At 45.6% G+C, this 19,526-nt stretch carries 20 protein-coding genes; 3 read left to right on the top strand and 17 right to left on the bottom strand.

Features of this window, described 5'->3' with window-relative positions; all coding sequences use genetic code 11:
• Positions 1 to 15: 15 nt before the first annotated feature.
• From K1X61_12670 to K1X61_12590, 17 genes are all read right to left on the bottom strand, one after another.
• On the bottom strand, positions 16 to 762 hold the full coding sequence (locus K1X61_12670; GenBank protein ID MBX7109496.1) for a DUF4292 domain-containing protein: 747 nt from the start codon (positions 760 to 762) through the stop codon (positions 16 to 18).
• On the bottom strand, positions 755 to 2,515 hold the full coding sequence (locus K1X61_12665; GenBank protein ID MBX7109495.1) for a tetratricopeptide repeat protein: 1,761 nt from the start codon (positions 2,513 to 2,515) through the stop codon (positions 755 to 757). The genes K1X61_12670 and K1X61_12665 overlap by 8 nt, the downstream gene beginning before the upstream one ends.
• Before the next feature lie 345 nt (positions 2,516 to 2,860).
• Complete coding sequence (locus tag K1X61_12660; GenBank protein MBX7109494.1) at positions 2,861 to 3,862, bottom strand: NTP transferase domain-containing protein; 1,002 nt, start codon at positions 3,860 to 3,862, stop codon at positions 2,861 to 2,863.
• Positions 3,863 to 3,937: 75 nt separating this feature from the next.
• A complete protein-coding gene (gene dut, locus K1X61_12655) occupies positions 3,938 to 4,372 on the bottom strand; it encodes a dUTP diphosphatase (GenBank protein ID MBX7109493.1) in 435 nt (144 codons plus the stop codon).
• Between the two features lie 144 nt (positions 4,373 to 4,516).
• Complete coding sequence (locus K1X61_12650) at positions 4,517 to 6,025, bottom strand: oligosaccharide flippase family protein (protein MBX7109492.1); 1,509 nt, start codon at positions 6,023 to 6,025, stop codon at positions 4,517 to 4,519.
• Between the two features lie 300 nt (positions 6,026 to 6,325).
• Positions 6,326 to 7,006 carry a lycopene cyclase domain-containing protein gene (locus K1X61_12645; protein MBX7109491.1) on the bottom strand — a complete coding sequence of 227 codons (681 nt, stop codon included), beginning with the start codon at positions 7,004 to 7,006 and terminating at the stop codon, positions 6,326 to 6,328.
• A complete protein-coding gene (locus K1X61_12640) occupies positions 7,003 to 7,461 on the bottom strand; it encodes a sterol desaturase family protein (protein ID MBX7109490.1) in 459 nt (152 codons plus the stop codon). The genes K1X61_12645 and K1X61_12640 overlap by 4 nt, the downstream gene beginning before the upstream one ends.
• A 115-nt stretch (positions 7,462 to 7,576) precedes the next feature.
• The gene (locus K1X61_12635) at positions 7,577 to 8,026 is read right to left on the bottom strand and encodes a hypothetical protein (GenBank protein ID MBX7109489.1); all 450 of its coding nucleotides are present in this window, start codon (positions 8,024 to 8,026) and stop codon (positions 7,577 to 7,579) included.
• Position 8,027: 1 nt separating this feature from the next.
• On the bottom strand, positions 8,028 to 8,864 hold the full coding sequence (locus K1X61_12630) for a phytoene/squalene synthase family protein (GenBank protein ID MBX7109488.1): 837 nt from the start codon (positions 8,862 to 8,864) through the stop codon (positions 8,028 to 8,030).
• Positions 8,848 to 10,344 (bottom strand): phytoene desaturase, encoded by a 1,497-nt coding sequence (gene crtI / locus K1X61_12625; protein ID MBX7109487.1) that lies wholly within the window; start codon positions 10,342 to 10,344, stop codon positions 8,848 to 8,850. Before crtI ends, K1X61_12630 begins: the two co-directional genes overlap by 17 nt.
• Positions 10,345 to 10,371: 27 nt before the next feature.
• Positions 10,372 to 11,259: a MerR family transcriptional regulator gene (locus K1X61_12620; GenBank protein MBX7109486.1), complete on the bottom strand. Its 888-nt coding sequence runs from the start codon at positions 11,257 to 11,259 to the stop codon at positions 10,372 to 10,374.
• A gap of 259 nt (positions 11,260 to 11,518) precedes the next feature.
• Positions 11,519 to 12,178, bottom strand: coding sequence for an aquaporin (locus tag K1X61_12615; GenBank protein MBX7109485.1), 660 nt, complete (start codon positions 12,176 to 12,178; stop codon positions 11,519 to 11,521).
• Between the two features lie 269 nt (positions 12,179 to 12,447).
• Entirely contained in the window at positions 12,448 to 12,846 is a 399-nt protein-coding gene (locus K1X61_12610) for an arsenate reductase ArsC (protein ID MBX7109484.1), read from the bottom strand.
• 419 nt (positions 12,847 to 13,265) lie between these two features.
• Positions 13,266 to 13,631, bottom strand: coding sequence for a DUF2200 domain-containing protein (locus tag K1X61_12605; GenBank protein ID MBX7109483.1), 366 nt, complete (start codon positions 13,629 to 13,631; stop codon positions 13,266 to 13,268).
• A 41-nt stretch (positions 13,632 to 13,672) separates the two neighbouring features.
• Entirely contained in the window at positions 13,673 to 14,164 is a 492-nt protein-coding gene (locus K1X61_12600; GenBank protein ID MBX7109482.1) for a DUF1801 domain-containing protein, read from the bottom strand.
• A 175-nt stretch (positions 14,165 to 14,339) separates the two neighbouring features.
• Positions 14,340 to 14,777 (bottom strand): VOC family protein, encoded by a 438-nt coding sequence (locus K1X61_12595; protein MBX7109481.1) that lies wholly within the window; start codon positions 14,775 to 14,777, stop codon positions 14,340 to 14,342.
• A gap of 59 nt (positions 14,778 to 14,836) precedes the next feature.
• Positions 14,837 to 15,286, bottom strand: coding sequence for an SRPBCC family protein (locus tag K1X61_12590; protein MBX7109480.1), 450 nt, complete (start codon positions 15,284 to 15,286; stop codon positions 14,837 to 14,839).
• 377 nt (positions 15,287 to 15,663) lie between these two features.
• Here K1X61_12590 and K1X61_12585 point away from each other — a divergent pair, with 377 nt between their 5' ends.
• The 3 genes from K1X61_12585 to K1X61_12575 all read left to right on the top strand — a co-directional run bounded on the left by K1X61_12585 (position 15,664) and on the right by K1X61_12575 (position 19,456).
• Positions 15,664 to 16,497 carry a transketolase gene (locus K1X61_12585; GenBank protein ID MBX7109479.1) on the top strand — a complete coding sequence of 278 codons (834 nt, stop codon included), beginning with the start codon at positions 15,664 to 15,666 and terminating at the stop codon, positions 16,495 to 16,497.
• Positions 16,498 to 16,568: 71 nt separating this feature from the next.
• Positions 16,569 to 17,996 (top strand): VWA domain-containing protein, encoded by a 1,428-nt coding sequence (locus K1X61_12580; protein MBX7109478.1) that lies wholly within the window; start codon positions 16,569 to 16,571, stop codon positions 17,994 to 17,996.
• On the top strand, positions 17,993 to 19,456 hold the full coding sequence (locus K1X61_12575; GenBank protein MBX7109477.1) for a VWA domain-containing protein: 1,464 nt from the start codon (positions 17,993 to 17,995) through the stop codon (positions 19,454 to 19,456). Before K1X61_12580 ends, K1X61_12575 begins: the two co-directional genes overlap by 4 nt.
• The last annotated feature ends 70 nt before the right edge of the window (positions 19,457 to 19,526 follow it).

Below are 19,526 nucleotides of genomic sequence, written 5' to 3'. Positions count from 1 at the left end.
AATACTTGATGGATGTTAATCTTTCCCGTTAAAAGGCAGCTTAACAGGTTCGTTGATTCTAATTTTGCTAAAGGTAAGGATGATCTCCATCTGCCGGGGCCGGATCATTTCAATTTTTCTCCACAACGAAAATGGTGAAGTGTATGGTATATCATACTGCCGTTGTGTGATGTTTACACCGGCCATTGTACTGTCGGTGATATGTTGCTCAACAGGGCGAAAATTCCGGTCCACCGCAATGCGGTTCGATTGCATTGCATTTTGCCATTGAAGAATGTAAGCCGAATCGTTTTCTGCCACAACAAATTCCTGTTCACCGATTATCAGGGGAGCACCTGTAATCAGGTCCTGTATCAACGAGAAAGTGACGGGCAAAGAGGTGTACTGATTGAAAATATGATAGTCCGTACTGTACTGTTCATTGTTGATACGGTCTATTATGTGCACCGAATCCTTCGTCATTAACACACGTGCTGCTTCAATGCCAAGCGCAGGAGAGATGGAAACCCAGATGGCACTGTCTTGCCGCATTCTCAGGCTGGCTGTAAACTCTGTTTTGTCGGTTCCCTGCAGCACCTCAACCTTTGCCTTTCCGGTAAACCAATCAAAATAAAACGCGTGCATCCGCACACTGTCCAGCAAGGCTTTGGATGCACTGTTTTTTGCCGTTGCAGCAACCGGCGCTGTGGTGATCTTTGATGTTGTTTCGCAGCCGGCAAACAGCAGGAGGCAGGAAATTGCTGCTGGAATAATTTTAATCATACATTTTTCTGCCGGCAATCTTTCTGTCAATTGTTTCCGATTCCACGTGCTTCTCTTTCGCCTTCATCCAGTATTGCACGGCACCATCCACATCGCCGAGTTTGAAAAGCACATCACCATAGTGTTCCAGCACGGTGCCATCATCAGCGGATCCGTTCTTCAGCGATTTCTCTATCCATTCCTTTGCTGAGGCATATTCGCCGAGTTTATACAGCACCCATCCATAGGTGTCTTCGTATGCCGCCGTATTCGGAGCGAGGTTGTTTGCGCGCTCCGCCATTTTTTTTGCTTCATCCAGCTTCATGCCCCGCAGAGAGAGATAATAACTGTAGTTGTTGAGTACATAAGCATTCTGCGGATCAAAAACCAGGGCCAGTTCATAGCAACTATCCGAAGCAGTAGCATTTTGCAGGCTGAAGTAGGCATCACCCATGAAAGAATACAGTTGTGCAATAAACTGTTTGTCTTCAGAACCCATGGCGGCGGCTTTTCCCAGTGATGCAATAGCATCGCTGTATTTTTTCAACTGCATATTCGCATATCCGTTAAAATAATATGCCATGCCCTGATCAGGAAAGAGCTCAACAGCCCGGTTACTCACCGCCAGCAATGAATCCCTGTTCTGTTCGCGGTCATAGAGAAGCATCACCTGTTGCCATACCATGAAGCGGCTGTTATCAATCTCTAATGATTGCTTGTATTCATCAAGCGCCTCATCAACCTGGTCGTGCTGATAGAGAATGTCGCCCAATAATGCATGCGCCATCGGATCGCCGGGATGGACACTCACCAGCAGTTTGCCCAGCACAAGTGCTTCGGATTTCGCAGCAGTGTCTGTTTGCATCAGCGGCAGGAATGTTGCCAGCATGGAAATTTTCACGTCAGCCTGTAGTTCCGGATTGGCGAAAGCGCGTTCCAGCGCGTCAAATGACTTTTGCTGCTCTCCTTTTTTCCGGTAATAATCCGCCATCACCAGGTTGGCCCTCGGATTATCCGGATCAATGCTGATCATTTGCTGAAGCACCACAAAGGCTTTATCCTCCATCTTGTTAGCCATATAGAGATCCACCAACATGGCATAATACCTGGGTTCATCAGGAAAGGCGGCAATCAGATTGTTCAGTTCATCCGCTGCCTTATCCACCTTGCCCAGCTTAAGCCACATTTTTTCCTTCTCCAGGGAAATATCTTCATTCACACCAAAGCGTGCTTCAATCTTATTGAATACATTGATGGCTTCTTCCGTCTGCCGGTTCTGATCGAGGAAAAAAGCCCAGTTGAACCAGGCATCCGTGTTATCCTGATCAAGCTGCACCATTTGCTGATAGACTTTCACGGCTTCCTTGTAATTGCCAATACCACCCAGCAAGGTGCCATAGAGGTCGAGGTACCAGCTGTTTTCAGGCTGCAGCTTCACGGCCTGCGCAACATAAGCCAGTGCTTCCTGGTATTGCTTCTGTCTGAAAAGAATGGTAGCTGCATCATAAAAAGCAGCATCATTGCCGGGATCAAGACGGATACATTCTTTATACAATCCCATGGCGGCCTGCTCATCACCAAGCAGTTCCATCTTTTTGGCTTCTATCAGCTTCGCTTCGGCTTCACGCAAACGCGCCTCATCAACTGTGGCTTTTGCATCAGGAGCTCCATCCTTAGGAGCTGTTGCAGTTCCCTCTTTGGGCGCAGAACAGGCATGCAGGAATTGTAATCCGGCAATCAGCAGCAGTAACTTAATCGCATTTCCAAGTTTCATTCTTTCTTTTTATACGGGTAATAAACAGGGCGGCTTGCTATCGGTTCACACCGGATTTTTCAATTGAAGAATACCATTGTATTACTACTTAGTATCAGTAACGGCAAAAATCTGTTTTAGTTATGCTTTGCAAAATGAAGGTTCAAACCTACACACAAAAAATGACTCGCATGTCAATCTGCAGTCCTGACAAACCGGCAATTTAAGCAAGCCGGGTATTCCCGGTACAAACAGTCCTCAATCAATAGCGCTTCACTATTTATAAATGCGGCAAACAGGTATTGCTGCAATAATAAGATCTTGGTGAAAACAGGGAAAAGACCGGAATAAAATGCAGGGAAAAGTTCAGTTATCCGTTGAATAATCGCCAACACTCAGTTCATCTATCCTGCCATTGAGTGAAACATGATTGCCCACCATGGAATTTTGCAGGATCCGGTTTTTTATACGGGAATGAGACTGAATGACTGAGTTCCTGATGACTGCATTTTCCACGACCGTTTTTTGTCCGATGGATACATGCGGACCAATCACCGAATTTTTTATCACTACATCGGCGCCTATATAAGTTGGAGGAATGATTGTGGAGTTTTCTATCAATGCTGATTTATCAATAAGCCGTTTGTTTTTTTCATGTTCCAGCACCTGCTTGTTGGTATCCACGGTGGCATCTTTGTTGCCGCAATCAAGCCATTGAGCCACTTCGCCGGGAAACAATTTGAGTCCCTTGTTCTTCATGTGCTCCATCGCAGTAGTAAGCTGGTATTCGCCTTTCTCTTTAATATCATGATCGAGCAGATATTGTAACTCATGCTTCAGGTTTTCACCATCGCGGAAATAGTATATCCCGATAATTGCAAGATTGGAGACGATGACCGGCGATTTCTCAATAAATTCGGAGATGTGGCCTTCCGGGGCGAGCTTCACCACTCCAAATTGCTGCGGATTTTCCACCTTTTGCACCCAGATGACGCCATCGGCATCTTCATCCACTTTAAAATCAGCATAGAATAAGGTGTCGGCGAATGCAATGATGACATGCTCCTTCAGGTGTTCTTTGGCGCATAGGATAGCATGAGCGGTGCCCAAAGGTTCTGCCTGGTGATGGATGGAACATTTGGCGCCGAGGTCATCGGCAATTTTGCACAATCCTTTCTCTGCCTCTTTGCCAAAATCTCCAACCACAAAAGCAATGTGTTCAATTTTGTCTTCACACATTTCGCCCAGATATTCAACGAGCCGCTGAACAATCGGTTTACCCGCTACCGGAATCAGTGGCTTCGGGGTGGTAAGTGTATGTGGCCGCATCCTTTTACCCATTCCGGCCATTGGAACAATTACTCTCATGGTTCACTACTGTATTGCTTGGTTATAAAAACAACTGCTATGATTTTCTGAACAGCCACAGGCTGCCACATCAGATTATTTTATGCCAGTATGCCCGAATCCTCCCGCGCCACGGTCAGTGGCCTCCAGTTCTGTAGTAAGCTGCCATTCTATCCGTTCATACCGTGCGATGATCATCTGCGCGATCCGTTCACCGTTTTCAATTATTTGCGTGGCATCAGAAACATTAACCATGATGACCTTGATTTCGCCACGGTAGTCGGAATCGATGGTGCCCGGCGTATTTAATAAAGTCAATCCCTTTTTTGCCGCCAGTCCGCTCCTGGGTCTGATTTGCGCCTCATGGCCGGAAGGAAGTTCTATGAATAAACCGGTTGGAATCAACTTGCGCTCCAGCGGCTTCAGCTCAACGGGTTCCTGCAGCCATGCCCGCAGGTCAAGTCCGGCGGAACCCGCCGTCTCATAGGCAGGCAGCGCATGGGGCGAATGATTGATGACCTTTACTTTCATGGGGCGGCAAAGTTAACCATCCTTTTCAGAAATGGGAATTTGCTTGGCCGGATGATGATTCCCTTGTTTCCATGGCAGGAAAAATTGAGTAAACAAGGCATTTTCTATACTGGATGGAAAATGCACTCATGGCAGCACACTTGTTTATTGAATGGCTTTAAACACCTTCCACCGACCCGTTTCAAAAAGGTAGGCCAACCCGATGTAAGCGCCCAGGATAAGAAAGGCAAGCAGGTAGCTGAGCATGGCAAGTGAAGCAGGCAGCAACGGTACAAGCTGCAGGTGGAGAAAATAAAAGGCGACAGCCATTCCCACATAAACGAAAAACCGCATCACATCATAGGGAACCGGGTAATATTTCTGCCCGAGAAAATAGGAGACCACCATCATGCCGCCATAACAGATAAACGTTACCCAGGACGACCCATAATACCCGTAACGCGGAATCCACCACCAGTTAAGAAGGAGTGTGATCAGCAACCCGCCAATGGCTATGAGTGAACCGGCGAAATTTTTATTTGTGAGCTTGTACCAGATGGTGAGATTATAATAAACACCGAGGAAAAAGCTGGCCAGCAACAGCACAGGCACCACGCGGATACCTTCAAAATATTCCGCGCCCATGAAGATCTTTTTAAGCACATCCATAAAAAGTACAACGAGTAAAAAGATGAAGCCGCAGAAAATCACGAAATAGTTCATCGTTCGGGCATAGGTAAGCTGCGGATTCAGCTTTTTCGATTCGCCGAAGAAGAAAGGCTCCGCCGCCATACGATAAGCCTGTACAAACAATGTCATGAGCAGCGACATCTTATAACAGGCGCCAAATACACCCAATGCATGGATGGCTTCGTCATAGCTTCCATTCCACCGCCGTGTGAGCAGCACGCGGCTCAGCAGTTCATTACCCATACCGGCCAAACCCACAATAATAAGCGGCCATGTGTAGCGCAGCATCTCCTTCAGCAGCTTTGTTTGAAAGTGCCAGTGACGAATGAAAAAATACTGTCCCATAATCAGCACCGTTACACCGCTTGCCACGAGGTTAGCAATAAAGATGTATCCTACACCAATGCCGGGATGATAAACCATGTTGATGAACGGATGCCATGCTGCCCAGGATGAATTGCGCAGTATCCACGGACAAACAAGGAGAAAGAAAATGTTCAGCAACACATTGATGCCGATGCTGATGATCTTGAATGTGGCAAACTTCAAAGGCCGGTTCTCCTGCCGCAGCCGCGCGAAAGGAATGGTGACAAGCGCATCCAGTGCAAGTATCAGCGCCAACATCGTCACATATTCGGTATGTCCGCTGAACTGCATCATGCCGGCAATTGGAAAACGGAATATGATGATGATGGCAGCAAACAGGCAGGAGGAAAATATCATGGCGGCAAGTCCTGTGTCATACACCTGCTTCTGATCATCTTTGTGGTTGGCAAAACGGAAAAAAGCCGTTTCCATGCCATAGGTGAAGATGATATTGAGAAACCCTGTATAAGCGAAAAATTGAGTAACCACGCCAAACTGATCAGGATGAAAAACCCTTGTCTGTATGGGTACCAATGCATAATTAAGAAAGCGGGCCAGGATGCTCGAAAGCCCATAGATGGCAGTTTGCTGTGCCAGTTTCTTGACTAAAGGATGCAAGCGCAGAATTTTCGGTGGCGAAGATACATTTACAATCCGGATGAACGGAACGGAAGGTTCTGCGCTAATCGTGCAGCATCCTGCGACTATGCTCTCATTATGACCCTAAGCAAAACGATTAGCATCATTCCGATAATAACAATATTCATTTTCAGATCTTCGGAATGGAATGTGTGGTTCACTTTTAACAGGCAGGCTGAGAATTTATCCCTGATGTATCGCCATTACAGCATGCAATAACGCTGATGATCAACCGGCTTTTATAAAGAATAAACACAGGGAGCGAAGCACCCTTTCATGCTAATTTTTCCTGAAACGCTCAAACAGAAAAACATTGAGCATAATCAACGCCATTCCATAGAACGTGTCTTCAACGGGAATGGTCAGCAGGCGAATGCCAAGGTTTTCCGAATTATTGTACAATACAACCGGCTCTTCGAGACCGGTGCCGGTGAGTATTCCATTCACAACAAAAAATGGAATCAATAAAAACAGGTAAACCAAAAAAAACTGTGCAAGCCAATCCGCTTTGAAATAATATTTCAACGATAGTAGCAAGGCAGCTGTAACAAGGCAGGTGACCGATGTATAAGCTTTCTCCCGGAAAACTATACCCGCCACAAGCAGCAATGCCGATAACAGCAGCACAAAAATATTTTCGGTGGAATTGCGCCATTTTATCTTCCAAAATATACCGGCGCAATGATAGGAAAAGGTGCAGGCGAAGGGAATACACAGAAAAAACAGTATTTCTTCTATTGGCAGATTATATATCTCAATGCCAAGTGTATAATCTGGGTTAAAGCTCCATACCCCCTTGGCCGTAAAAATGACATCCCATACCAGGAACAATGCAGCAGCAATCAGGTTAGCTTTAAAAAAAGCGCTGAAGTTCCTGTTGAATTTTATTTTTGGGTGAAACGAAAAAACAAAGGGGACTGATACCGCTAAGAAATTGACGAGCAGGTAGGTTCCTTTCATACTTCAGACAACGGGTGGCTTTTTGCAAAGTACTTAAAGGGCACCCATAACATGCCGAAACACTCTCCCTCTTCCTTGCTTAAATGTTTATGATGCATCTTATGCGCCCTGCGGATAGCCCTGAAATATCTGTTGTCTGTATGCTTCAGTATTTTAAAGCGCTGATGAATGAAAATATCATGCACCATGAAATAGGCAAATCCATAAAAGGTGATGCCCAGCCCAATCCAGAATAATGCATTAAAGTCGTACTTCATGCCCCAAAATAAACCGGCTATGCCCGGCAAGGCAAAAATCAGGAAGAAGAAATCATTGTGTTCAAAAAAACCCTTGCTTTCCTTGTTATGATGGTCTTTGTGCAACGTCCAGAGCAATCCATGCATTACATACTTATGCGCAAACCATGCTACGGCCTCCATGGAAATAAATGAAAGCAAAACGATTAAGAAATTCATTGGTGATCTGTTTTCAGTTAATTAATAATGCGCTGCCTAGGTTTTCACTTTTCAAAGATAAGTTGAAATGAAAAAGTGATGAAATTATTGCATTTGCATTTTAAGCTTGCATAAGCTACATGCTGCTTAAAAATTGTTTAATCATTGTCTTTAATTGCTGGTCTTCGATTTTCGGAAGGCATTCTTCAAGATATTGTTTATCCATTGCAATATTTTTATTGTACCCCAGAAAAGCAGGGGCATTATACTGAATGGTCAGGCGCAGATACCGCAGCTCCGGATTTTGGCCATCAGCCACGATGGCTGATTCCAGCAATGCTTTTCCCTCATTAAAGGAATCGAATTTTTTTAATGGGTTATAGAAATGATTAGCCATTAAGATATTCCCCGCACCACAATACGCCTTCAGCACGGGATTCCATTGCTCATCCTGCGTTTCCTCAATTAACTGCGCCGCTTTGGACTCATCGGCTGCTGCACTTACAAAGAGGCTCCTCAGGTAAACCAAATCGGGATTTGCGGACGGTTTACTGAACAGCAGGAGTATGACGGAAAGTATCATCATATCAGAGAAGATGAAGCTGAAGTTTCAAATTTGACTGCAGCATCAGCCATACTTTTTCATAGTCTGGAATGCGGATACGCTGTTGCAAGATCCGGTGCGGCGGCACCTGCCTGATTTTTTTAAAGAGCATATAATAGTAGTAGTAAGCAAGGAATACACCCTTTCTTGCACTTGAAGGCAAACGTAAGATGCCCTGCAACGATTCGTGAAAATCGGCTGCTATATCCATTTCTATTTGCTGCTTATCCGCTAAGGAAAAATTATTCAGGTCAACGCCCGGAAAATAGGTCCTGCCCAATTCCAGGTTGTCTGCCTTAACATCCCGCAGGAAATTTACTTTCTGAAAGGCTGCTCCCAGTTTCATGGCATACGGCTTCAGTTCATTGTATAAGTTTCTGTTTCCTTCCGTGAAAACACAAAGGCACATCAATCCGACTGCCTCTGCTGAACCATAGATGTAGGCACGGTACTCATCTGCGCTGTATTGTGTCTTGGCTAAATCCATTTGCATGCTATGCATAAACGATTTGATCAGCTCCGCCGGAATTTCGTACTGATTCACTACCTGCTGAAATGAATTCAGCACGGGGTTCAGAGAGATCCCTTTTTCGATGGCAGCAGAGGTATCCCTGTTCAAATCATCCAGCAGTGATTTTTTGTCATAGTCATGGAAGCTGTCCACGATTTCGTCGGCCAGCCGCACAAAGCCATAGATTGCATAGATGGGAGATTGCAGGCGTTTATTTAAAAACCTGATACCCAGCGAAAAACTCGTGCTGTATTTCCTCGTAGTGATGCGGCTGCATTCCGCTGAAAGTTCATCAAACAGCTGTTTCATGGACAATTTTTTTTAATTCATTTTCAAGTAATCCTGCGGCAATCTTCCCGCTGATAATCGACGGCGGTACGCCGGGGCCGGGAACCGTAAGCTGACCTGCGTAAAACAGGTTTTTTATCTTATAGTTCTTGATTTTGGGTTTCAGCACTGCAGTTTGCAATAACGTATTGGCCAGACCGTAGGCATTTCCCTTGTAGGAGTTATAGTCGCTGACAAAGTCATTGATGCAGTAACTGATCTTTTCAATAATATTTTCGCGCAAAGATTCGCCCAGGTTATTTTCGATGCGGCTGAGCATGATGTCAAAATATTTTTCCCGCGTTTGCGCTGTATCGGGTAGTCCCGGTGCAATCGGCATCAACAGGAATATGTTCTCACATCCTTCCGGCGCAACACTGTTATCCGTGCGGGATGGGCAACACATATAAAACAAAGGCTGTGTCGGGTACTGCGGGTGTATATAGATTTCTTCCGCATGTTTTGAGAAATGCGTGTCAAAAAACAGTGTGTGGTGGCTAAAGGAATCCACCCTGCGGTTGATGCCCAGGTAAAAGACAAGGCAGGAAGGTGCCAGCGTCCGGCTGTCCCAGTATTTTTCATCATAATTTCTCTGCCTGGCGTCCAGCAAAGTGCTTTCAACATGATGATAATCGGCAGCGGCAATAATACCATCACAGGCGAATGCATCATGATTGACCCTGATGGCCACTGCTTTATTTTTATCGGTAATGATTTTTTCTACGTTAGCATCGAAATGAAATTGCGCACCTGCTGATTTTGCCACGTGCACAAAAGCGTTTACTACTTCTCCGAATCCTCCCTGTGGATACCATGTGCCGAGTTTCAGCCCCGCATAATTCATCAAACTGTAAAGCGCTGGCGTTGCTTCCGGCATTGCGCCCAGAAACAAAACGGGAAACTCCATCAGGGAAAGTAATTTCTCATTCCTGAAATACCTGCGGATATGTTTGCTGAAGGATGACAGCAGCTGCAGCTTCATAAGACCTTTCAATACTTCCATGCTGGCATATTCACTCCACACTATGCCGGGTTGGTAGATCAGCCTGTTCATACCGGTCTCGTACTTAAATTCGGCTTGCTCCATAAATTTCTTCAGCTGCAGTGCACTGCCTTCTTCAACGCTTTCAAACCATGCACACAGCTCATCAAAACGCTGCGGGATATGGGCAACTTCATTCCTGCCGAATACCATATCGAAGGCCGGCTGAAGCAGATCCAGCCTGTAGAAATCGGAGGCCTTATGTCCGAAGTCATTAAAAAACTTTTCGTAAACAGCAGGCATCCAGTACCAGCTCGGTCCCATATCAAAAACAAAACCCTTTGCCGTTTTCAGTTGCCTTGCCCTGCCGCCCGGTGAATTGTTTTTTTCAAATACATGCACCTCATGACCTGCTTTTGCCAGGTAAGCCGCAGCACTTAAACCAGAAAACCCTGAACCGATCACCGCAATGGTTGCCATTCTTTGTCTAATTTAAAATTGATTTATTTATACAATCTCCAACGCCTTCTTTAATGCACCCATCGATTCAAGCAAGGTGAGTTTTGGGTGATCACTACTCTTGACCAGGCGGCCGGCCTTCGCTGCAATAAATATTTTCTGCGTTGGAAAGGACTTCAACATCAACTGTATCAACTCCCTGTCGTGCTGCTCATCCTTATTGGATACCAGGAATAAAAGTATGCATGCCGGCTTCGTGGCCTCTACGGCGGCTTTCAAGGCATCAAAGGGAAGATTGGCTCCCAGGTAAATACACGGATGACCAGCGCTCCGCACCAGGTAGTTGGCCATGAGCAATCCATTTTCATGAAATTCATTTTCCGGAAGGAAAAGGAGCCATTTATCCGCCGATTGTTGTGGTACCGGGAGAATATCAATGGAAGTATCCAGCTTTTGCCGCAGGAGGTTGCTGATGAAATGTTCCTGCGCCGGAGCAATCTTGTCTGCCGACCACATGATGCCGAGCCGCAACAGAACCGGATAAATCACCCTTACATACGTGTCCACCATGCCATAACGTAAAACGGCACGGGAAAAAACCTTGTCAAAAAGCAGCTCATCAAATGTTAGTGCCGAAGCCACAAGTTGTGATATCAGGAACGCATCATGATCGGTGACCGAAAGATTTTCAAGGTTGCTGATCATCAATTCATAGAGCCTGCTGTCTGAAAAAGAACAGAGTTCAGAAACTTTATACTCTGTATGCATTAAGCTGGCGATGTTCAGCAGCCTCCGCAACTGATGACTGTCATAGTAACGGGTATTTCCTTCACTCCTGCCGGGTTTTAATGCATGGTACCTTTTCTCCCATGCCCTGATGCTGTGCACATTTATTCCGGAGTACTGCTGGAGCTGAGAGATGGTAAAGGAGTTCATGAATTGTCTAACTATATGCAAATATATATAGACATGTTGAATTTACCAAAATAAGGTTCACCCTGGTCTTTTAATGCCCGATAAAGATTGCCGGATGGATGGGCTTCTTACCTGCAAACAACTCGCTGACTCATTGACCGATGCCTGGTCTGTCAACATCTGGTGCCGTCACGGGTTGATCCGCATGCCCCTTACCGTTGGGTTGAAAATTATCCCCTGAAATAAGCAATGTAAGCGGTGACTTTGGCTCTTGCAGGTACTATTCACCAATCGCAATCTTGTTGTTCATTATGCTCCAAGTTGATGTGGCTGCAATGGCGCCAGCAACCGGTGCAAGCAAATAAATCCAAATCGAATGGACATTGCCTGAAAGGACGGCCGGCGACAGGCTCCGGGCAGGATTCATAGATGCGCCGCTCACCAGACCTCCAAACATTGCCTCCAGGCCACATGTTGCACCGATCGCTATGCCTGCCAGTACGCCGGTTTCCCTCGATCCTTGTGAGACATGGATGATGACCAGCATGAGCAGGTAGGTCAGTATAAATTCAAGGATGAAACTTTGGAGTTGCGAACCTGCCGGAAATGTTGCACCCAGATTGATGCTGTCGGGAAACAACAATCGCAAAACCGCAGAAGCAATAAAAGCACCAGCGAGCTGTGATAAGATGTACGGCAGCACATCCTTCCTGTCAAATCGCCTGGCAAAAGCAAAACCGATCGTGACGGCAGGGTTAAAATGTGCTCCCGAAATTTCTCCAAAAGTATAGATCATGGCCAGCACAATTAATCCAAAGGTACTTGCGACACCAAGGTGTGTGACAGCACCATGTGTCTGCTCGTCAATAATGATTGCCCCGGTGCCGCAAAACACCAACGCGAAGGTTCCGATGATTTCTGCAAGGTATTTTCTGTTGATCATAATAAATGTTTAGTCTTGCTGGGAGCTGTTTACGGTTTGAAAAACGGAAGGAAGCATCTGCAGCCGTTCTTCATCCGGCAATGAATCTGCTTTCCTATCAATGGCCTGAAGAAGCCAGTTGTCCACTTTATTTTTAAAGCAGCCCGATGCGTGATCTTTTCATTGGAGGAATATCAGGACGATACAATTCAGCGTTGCCCGATGTTGATTTCAACGCGAAGACCGGTATTTCTTTCTCCGTTAACTGCCCGGCGACCTTCTGCAAATCAAGGTATCTTGCGTGTCTCTTCACTTTGTATTTTCTGTATGAAGCTGAGAACGGCCGCTTTGATAAGGTCACGAACCAACCGTGTTTGTGCCAGCTTTTCTTCAAGAGTTCCTTCAAATTTTGAAGGGTCCGGGAAATCCCAGGCAATTTTTTCAAATATGCCCGGGAAAACGGGACAACGTTCGGCGCTTGCCGCATCACAAACAGTAATTACATAATGATAGATTTTACCTTGCCGGAAAAAGTCAAACACTTCCCTGGTAGTATTGCCGGAGAGGTCAATACCTTCCTCTTTCATCACTTCTACGGCAAGCGGATTGAGCGTTCCCGCTTCAAGGCCTGCACTTTCCACGATAAATTCATCACCGCCAAATTTTTTAAGATAGGCTTCCGCCATCTGACTCCGCGCGGAATTGTGTATACACAAAAACAAAACGCTTGTAACCATGCCTGCCGGAATATTTATCGCAAAAATACGATAAAGAACAAAACACGCTGCTTGCCGCGCATTAAGAAATTGTTACGGGGCTTTGTTTCGTCTTGCGTCATAATACCTGGAACGAAATTATTGTGGAGGGTAAATACCTATGGCAGGGAAATCTGCTTCACAAAGCATTGTTCGCCTATTCATCGCGCTGACAGCAGCGCTGTTTTTATTCGAAGCTATCTCAAAACAGGCAATCAATGCGGTCATGCGGGATTTATTTCGGCAGCTGTCGATGAATGGAAGAGATCCTGATGCCGGGCAATCGCGACTGGATGACTCCGGGTATTTTGAGATAGCTTCTCGGCACTGCTTACATCCATGCGCCTCATTTACGCTGATCTTAATATCTTTTCCATTTTCCTTCCTTTCGCCAATTCATCAACAAGCTTGTCAAGGTACCTTGCCTGACGGGTTAACGGATTGGTAATTTCTTCTATCCTGTAACCGCAGATTAATCCCTTTATCAGGTGTGCATTGGCATTCAGCTTTGCCCTTTTAAAGAATGTATCGAAGGTCACCTTTTCATCAATTAATTGCTGCAGCTGCTTGTTATCAAAACCGGTTAGCCACTCAATCACCTGGTGCAATTCTTCCTTTGTCCTGCCCTTCCGCTCCACTTTTTTGACATAAAGCGGATAAACGCCGGCAAAAATCATACGCGCGATTCGCTGATCGTGTTCAGGTGTGGTAATCATTTTTCAATTGTTCTGCCTGCGGGGAAATCACTACCCCGTTGCTAGTTGTTTTTTGTTCCCGCTTTCGATTTGCCGGGTTTTGGTTTAAACGCAGATTCATATTTCTCGATCCATTCCTTCACACTTATTTTTTTCATCAACTCACCAATAAGTTCATACGGAATGTCATCCATCTTTTTAAACCGGATACAACTCTTTCCCATGTCAAGTTTTTGCCGGGAGTACTTAGGATACGCTGTTTGAAACCATTTCAATAATGCAGTATCTGCATAGATTCCCATATGGTAAAAATTAATGGACCCCTTTTGCGAGGCAATTCCGGCAAAAGGCAGTGGCTCAGCCGGATTGCAGTGGTAACCTGAAGGATAAATTTTATGCGGCACCACATAGCCCAGACCGCCATAGCTTATCCCTGCTTCAAAACCTTCCGGCAGGTTTTTGATTATTACTTCGTGCAGTCTTTTGAATGGTTCGGCCCTGTCTTCAGGAAGGTTAGCAAGAATTTCGCTTACTGTTTTTCCATTTGCTTTCATCTTACATTTCCAATTTCAAATTTGATGAAACATCGTTTTGCAGTTGCTCCTGAAAACGATTTAGCATCACTTTTCATGCTGATGCGTACAAAAGTTATGGAGCATACAATGGAAGAACATTATTTTTTGGCATTACGATGTAAGGTTCCGACACATGTTAGGTCTGAAGATTAAACTACTGTGGCGGATTCGAAATATTGAACATCCACCTGATGCCAAATCTGTCTTTACAAGTACCCCAATAGCCCCAGAATTCATCGTGCGGCGCAACACCGTCGCTTGCCCCCTGAGAGAGTTCCCGGTACAAACGGTCAGCTTCTGCTTTCGTGTCGGGATTGAGACTGATCGTTACATTATTTCCTTCAATCAGTTTATGCCCCATACTTTCCAGCATATCAGTGCCCATGATCTCAGTGCCGCCGAGAACCGGTAATGCCACATGCATCACGCTGTTTTTGTCTGCCTCTGAAAGCGGCGGCATGCCCTCCTGATTGGGAATATCCTTCATTCTCATGATCGGTGCTGAGAATTCTGCCCGGAAAACTTTCTTATAAAAATTGAAAGCCTCTTCCGTATTACCCATAAAGTTTAAATAAATTGAAACATGTGCCATAGCATTTTGATTTAATTGCTGAAAATAATCTTATCGCCGCATTACAATTTTCGTAATCATCAGGCATCCGGAATTTCCGGTTCCACCAGCCTGAGTAGTTTATCCAATGATTCCTGCCAGCCGAGATAACACATCTCAACCGGTATCATGGCCGGTATCCCTTCCTGCAAAACTTTTAATTCAGTACCGCAGGATACCTTATTGAACGTAATCGTTGTTGTCATCTCACCGGGCAAAGCAGGGTCGTCAAATTTGTCCGATATCTTAAGGTGTTCATTCGTTTTGATCTCCAGAAAAACCCCGCCAAATGAATGTTCATGGCCGGTGGTAAAATTTCTGAATGACATTTTGTAGCTGCCACCAACCTTGAAGTCCATGTGGTGAACCATACACAAAAATCCATAGGGCGGAATCCATGAAGCATAAGCCACCGGATCTGAAAAAGCGCGAAAAACTTTTTCCGGTGAAGCCTTCAATACCCGCTGTAACGTTACGCTGTTGCCTGACATGATTATTTTTTTGCTAATGTAATTATTTATCCGAAGTCGGCATGACGCTCCTTCTTACACAAATCCTGATTACGCCAAAAGCCGGATGTCATCCATCAAATAAAGCTAATCAATCATCATGAAAATCACCTATGAAAATGTTCCTCATCACGAAGTAGTTCAAGTAACATTTTAATCAGTATCATTTTCTTATAATGCGATCTTTATTAACCTGAATTAACATTGTGTTTCCGGCTGCCGGGCCGCTGAAATCTGTACAAGCTTTTGTTTCACACCGCCCAACCGCTGTGCTGCCAATTACCCCAAAACCACAGGCATTACCCCAAAAGCAGTATTTCTGCTATTTTTAACGCTTCAAAAAAAACGGAATGGCTTCAATTGATGAGTTGAAAAAGATCGCTTCGCAGGTAAGAAGAGATATCCTTCGCATGGTACATGGCTGCCAGTCAGGCCACCCTGGTGGCTCACTGGGCTGCGCAGATTTTTTTACTGCGCTGTATTTTGAAATCATGCACCACGACACCAACTTCACGATGGACGGTAAGCAGGAAGATATTTTCTTCCTCTCCAATGGCCATATCTCGCCGGTCTGGTACAGCGTGCTTTCCCGATCAGGCTATTTTGAACCGAAGGAAATGTACACCTTCCGCAAGCTCAATACCCGGCTGCAGGGCCATCCTACCACGCATGAACACCTGCCCGGCGTGCGCGTAGCTTCCGGATCACTCGGTCAGGGCATGTCGGTAGCTATCGGCGCAGCTTTGGCAAAAAAATACAATGGCGATCCACACCTGGTCTTCTCATTGCACGGCGATGGCGAAATGGATGAAGGACAGAACTGGGAAGCTATCATGTCGGCAGCGCATCTTAAGGTAGACAACCTCATCAGCACCATCGATTGGAACGGTCAGCAGATTGACGGTACGACAGATAAGGTGATGGCGCTTGGTGACCTCGAAGAAAAATTCAGGGTGTTTGGCTGGACCACACTCAGCATGCAAGGCAATGATATGGAAGACGTGGTGGCCGTGCTCAACAAAGCCAAATCACTCACAGGCAAAGGCAAACCTATTGCCATCCTGATGAAGACGGCGATGGGTTATCCCGTGGATTTTATGATGAACAACCACGAATGGCATGGCGTAGCGCCCAATGATGATCAGCTGGCAAAAGCACTCGATCAGTTGCCTGCCACGCTTGGTGATTATTAGGCGGCAGCAGCTTTGCTTCCCCGGTCAAGCCGATTCTACACGTTGCATACTGAAAACCGAAAACGTTGTCATTGAAAAGCAGCCCCGATAAGAAATTAATATTGTATTGGTGCGCTGTATCTTTTTTGCTTTGGTGGCTGACGCTGCCGTCAGTCATGGCACAACCATCTGCACTGTATAAATCAAAAACAAGCAGGGTCCTGTTTGTGCTCGATGCCTCGGGAAGCATGAAGGGATCGCTGAAAACCGCTGCCAGCGGTACCGCTCCATCAAAGTTTGAGCAGTCGAAAGCAATGCTGATTCATACCATCGACAGTATTTCAAAAGCAAATCCGAATGTGGAATTTGCAGTGCGTGTGTTTGGTCATCAGTCGCCAAGGTCAGAAAACAATTGCGAAGACACCAAACTTGAAATTCCTTTCGGGAAAAATAACGGCGCAGCTGTTGCAAAACGATTGCAGGAAATAAAACCTCAGGGACAAACTCCTATTGAATACACGTTGGAGCAATCCATCATCGATTTTCCAACTGATTCATTGTCGAACAATTCCATTGTGCTGATTACGGATGGCAATGAAACCTGCAATGGCAATATCTGCAACATAGCCACACTGATGGCTGAGAAAGGCATTGTGCTGAAACCCTTTATCATTGGACTTGGCCTGAGCGATTCCATCCGTAAAAAATTTGAATGTGCCGGCGCCTTTTTTGATGTGCAGCAGGGAGAAATGTTCGCTGGTGTCATGAAGGTGGTGATTTCGCGCGCGCTCAATGCCACCACTGCACAGATCAACCTGCTCGATGCATACGGCATGCCTTCTGAAACCAACGTGGAAGTCACGTTGTATGATCACCTGTCGGGAAAAGTGAAATACAATTTCGTGCATACGCTGAATGCCAAAGGAAACCCTGATACGTTACAGCTGAATGCCGACATGAAATATGACCTGCAGGTTCACAGCATTCCACCGGTAATGAGAAATGGTATTGAACTGGTAAAGGGCATTCACAACACCATTGCAGCCGATGTGCCGCAGGGAACGCTGGAGTTAAAATGGGAAACGGCCTCCACCGTCAATCCGGGCGTCCCCTGTATTGTGCGTGTAGCCGGCAACAGCACAATCCTGGCTATACAGGACCTGAACCGTTCGCAGAAATACCTGACCGGTTCTTATGACCTCGAAATCCTTACACTTCCGCGCATCATTCGAAACGATGTAATCCTGGAAGAAGCAAAAACCACTGCTGTTAAAGTGCCGCGTCCCGGAACATTATCGGTAAATCCGTCAGCTGCAGGCATAGCAAGTGTGTTTATGAAAACTGACAAAGGCTTGCAGAAGGTTTGGGATTTTAGCAAGCTGACGGCCGTAAAAACAATTGCTTTGCAACCGGGCAGCTACAGCGTGATTTTCAGGCCCGACAAAGGAAAACAGTCGATGAAAACAAAGGAATACCCGGTAGTGATTACTTCCGGAAAAACAACAGCTATAAAATTGTGAGGCGAACGGCAGTCATCATACAAAACGAAAAGTACCGCTCGCAGCAGCAGCATGGCAGCCGCTGTGCTTTTCTGCTGATCATCTTTTTAGTCTGCATGTGCTTCGTGACAGAAATTTTTTCACAAACAAGGGTCTCGCCACCTCCTGCAACAGATAAAAGCATTACACGCATCCTCTTTGTGCTCGATGCATCTTCAAGCATGCTCAACCCGTGGGAAGGAAAAACAAAGATGGAAACAGCAAGGAGCATTATTGCAGAGTTGGCCGATTCATTGCAGGCAATACCCAATGTGCAAACTGCTTTGCGTGTTTATGGTCATCAGAGTATCAATACAGACAATGACTGCAACGATACCAAATTGGAGGTGGCATTTGGTCCGTCAAATGCAGAAGCCATCCGTCATTCATTGTTCTCCGTTCGGCCGAAAGGCATCACGCCGCTGGCCCGGTCTATTCAGGAGGCGGCGAATGATTTTCCCAAAGATCCATCGGCGAGAAATATCCTGTTGCTCGTTACCGACGGAGAAGAATCATGTGGCGTAGATCCCTGCGCTGTTTCGTTGATGCTGCAACAACAGCACATCTTCCTGAAGCCATTTGTAATAGGACTGAACCTTGAAGCTGCCTCAAAATCTTCGATGGATTGCATCGGCAATTATTATAATGCGGAGCATCCTGCTGCACTGATTGATATCATGAAGACAGTAGTACAAAGACTATTGTCTGTTGCCACCTTGCGTGTAAACCTGCTTGATGCTGATGGCCGTCCGCTGGAAACTGATGTTGACATGACGTTTTATGATGCCACCGATGGCATGGTGAAGTATAATTTTTACCATACACTGAACTATCGCGGTCTGCCGGACACACTGCAGGTTGATCCTCTAATTACCTATAATATGGCAGTACATACTATTCCACCCATCAGCAAAAGCAACCTGGTTTTTTCTGCCAAAACTGATAATGAAATAAACATTCCCGCATCACAGGGATTTTTAAAAGTGGAACTCAGCAGCAGTACTGTCAACAACAATCTGAACAGCAAGCTTAAATGTATCGTACGGCTGGCAGGCAGCACACGGACGGAGATGGTGCAGGATATGAATACCACGGTAAAGTACTTATCAGGAAATTATGACCTTGAGGTACTTACAATTCCAAGGCTGCAGATAAAAAATGTGACCGTTACACAAAGCACAACTACCACTGTTAAAATAGATGTGCCTGGTGTACTTAACCTTGCGAAATCAATCCCCGTGTACGGCGGCATTTTTATGAATGAAAACGGAAGGTTGGTAAAAATTTACGGGCTCAATGAAAATTTATCTAATGAATTGGTAGGTTTGCAGGCAGGCGAATACTTTGTCATCTATCGCCCCAAATCATCCGGGAAAGCCGGTGATTCCATTACCAAACCGTTTCGCATCAGGAGCGGTGAAGCTGCACAACTACGATTGTAAACCGTATTGGAAACGGAAATCCGGAAGATAAATGACAGGAAAGACAACAACTATTCATTCATACACAACA

It is taken from the genome of Chitinophagales bacterium (assembly GCA_019694975.1).
GTDB lineage: Bacteria > Bacteroidota > Bacteroidia > Chitinophagales > UBA10324 > JACCZZ01.
This window is presented reverse-complemented; position numbering and strand designations above follow the sequence as displayed.

What these genes read in the sequence shown, in the direction of transcription:
- K1X61_12620 (MBX7109486.1), bottom strand. Translation starts at nt 11,259, where the DNA reads ATGAACTCCTTTACCATCTCTCAGCTCCAGCAGTACTCCGGAATAAAT.
- K1X61_12670 (MBX7109496.1), bottom strand. Translation starts at nt 762, where the DNA reads ATGATTAAAATTATTCCAGCAGCAATTTCCTGCCTCCTGCTGTTTGCC.
- K1X61_12590 (MBX7109480.1), bottom strand. Translation starts at nt 15,286, where the DNA reads ATGTCAGGCAACAGCGTAACGTTACAGCGGGTATTGAAGGCTTCACCG.
- K1X61_12600 (MBX7109482.1), bottom strand. Translation starts at nt 14,164, where the DNA reads ATGAAAGCAAATGGAAAAACAGTAAGCGAAATTCTTGCTAACCTTCCT.
- dut (MBX7109493.1), bottom strand. Translation starts at nt 4,372, where the DNA reads ATGAAAGTAAAGGTCATCAATCATTCGCCCCATGCGCTGCCTGCCTAT.
- K1X61_12660 (MBX7109494.1), bottom strand. Translation starts at nt 3,862, where the DNA reads ATGAGAGTAATTGTTCCAATGGCCGGAATGGGTAAAAGGATGCGGCCA.
- K1X61_12665 (MBX7109495.1), bottom strand. Translation starts at nt 2,515, where the DNA reads ATGAAACTTGGAAATGCGATTAAGTTACTGCTGCTGATTGCCGGATTA.
- K1X61_12595 (MBX7109481.1), bottom strand. Translation starts at nt 14,777, where the DNA reads ATGGCACATGTTTCAATTTATTTAAACTTTATGGGTAATACGGAAGAG.
- K1X61_12645 (MBX7109491.1), bottom strand. Translation starts at nt 7,006, where the DNA reads ATGAAAGGAACCTACCTGCTCGTCAATTTCTTAGCGGTATCAGTCCCC.
- K1X61_12630 (MBX7109488.1), bottom strand. Translation starts at nt 8,864, where the DNA reads ATGAAACAGCTGTTTGATGAACTTTCAGCGGAATGCAGCCGCATCACT.
- K1X61_12640 (MBX7109490.1), bottom strand. Translation starts at nt 7,461, where the DNA reads ATGAATTTCTTAATCGTTTTGCTTTCATTTATTTCCATGGAGGCCGTA.
- K1X61_12605 (MBX7109483.1), bottom strand. Translation starts at nt 13,631, where the DNA reads ATGATTACCACACCTGAACACGATCAGCGAATCGCGCGTATGATTTTT.
- K1X61_12610 (MBX7109484.1), bottom strand. Translation starts at nt 12,846, where the DNA reads ATGGCGGAAGCCTATCTTAAAAAATTTGGCGGTGATGAATTTATCGTG.
- K1X61_12635 (MBX7109489.1), bottom strand. Translation starts at nt 8,026, where the DNA reads ATGATGATACTTTCCGTCATACTCCTGCTGTTCAGTAAACCGTCCGCA.
- crtI (MBX7109487.1), bottom strand. Translation starts at nt 10,344, where the DNA reads ATGGCAACCATTGCGGTGATCGGTTCAGGGTTTTCTGGTTTAAGTGCT.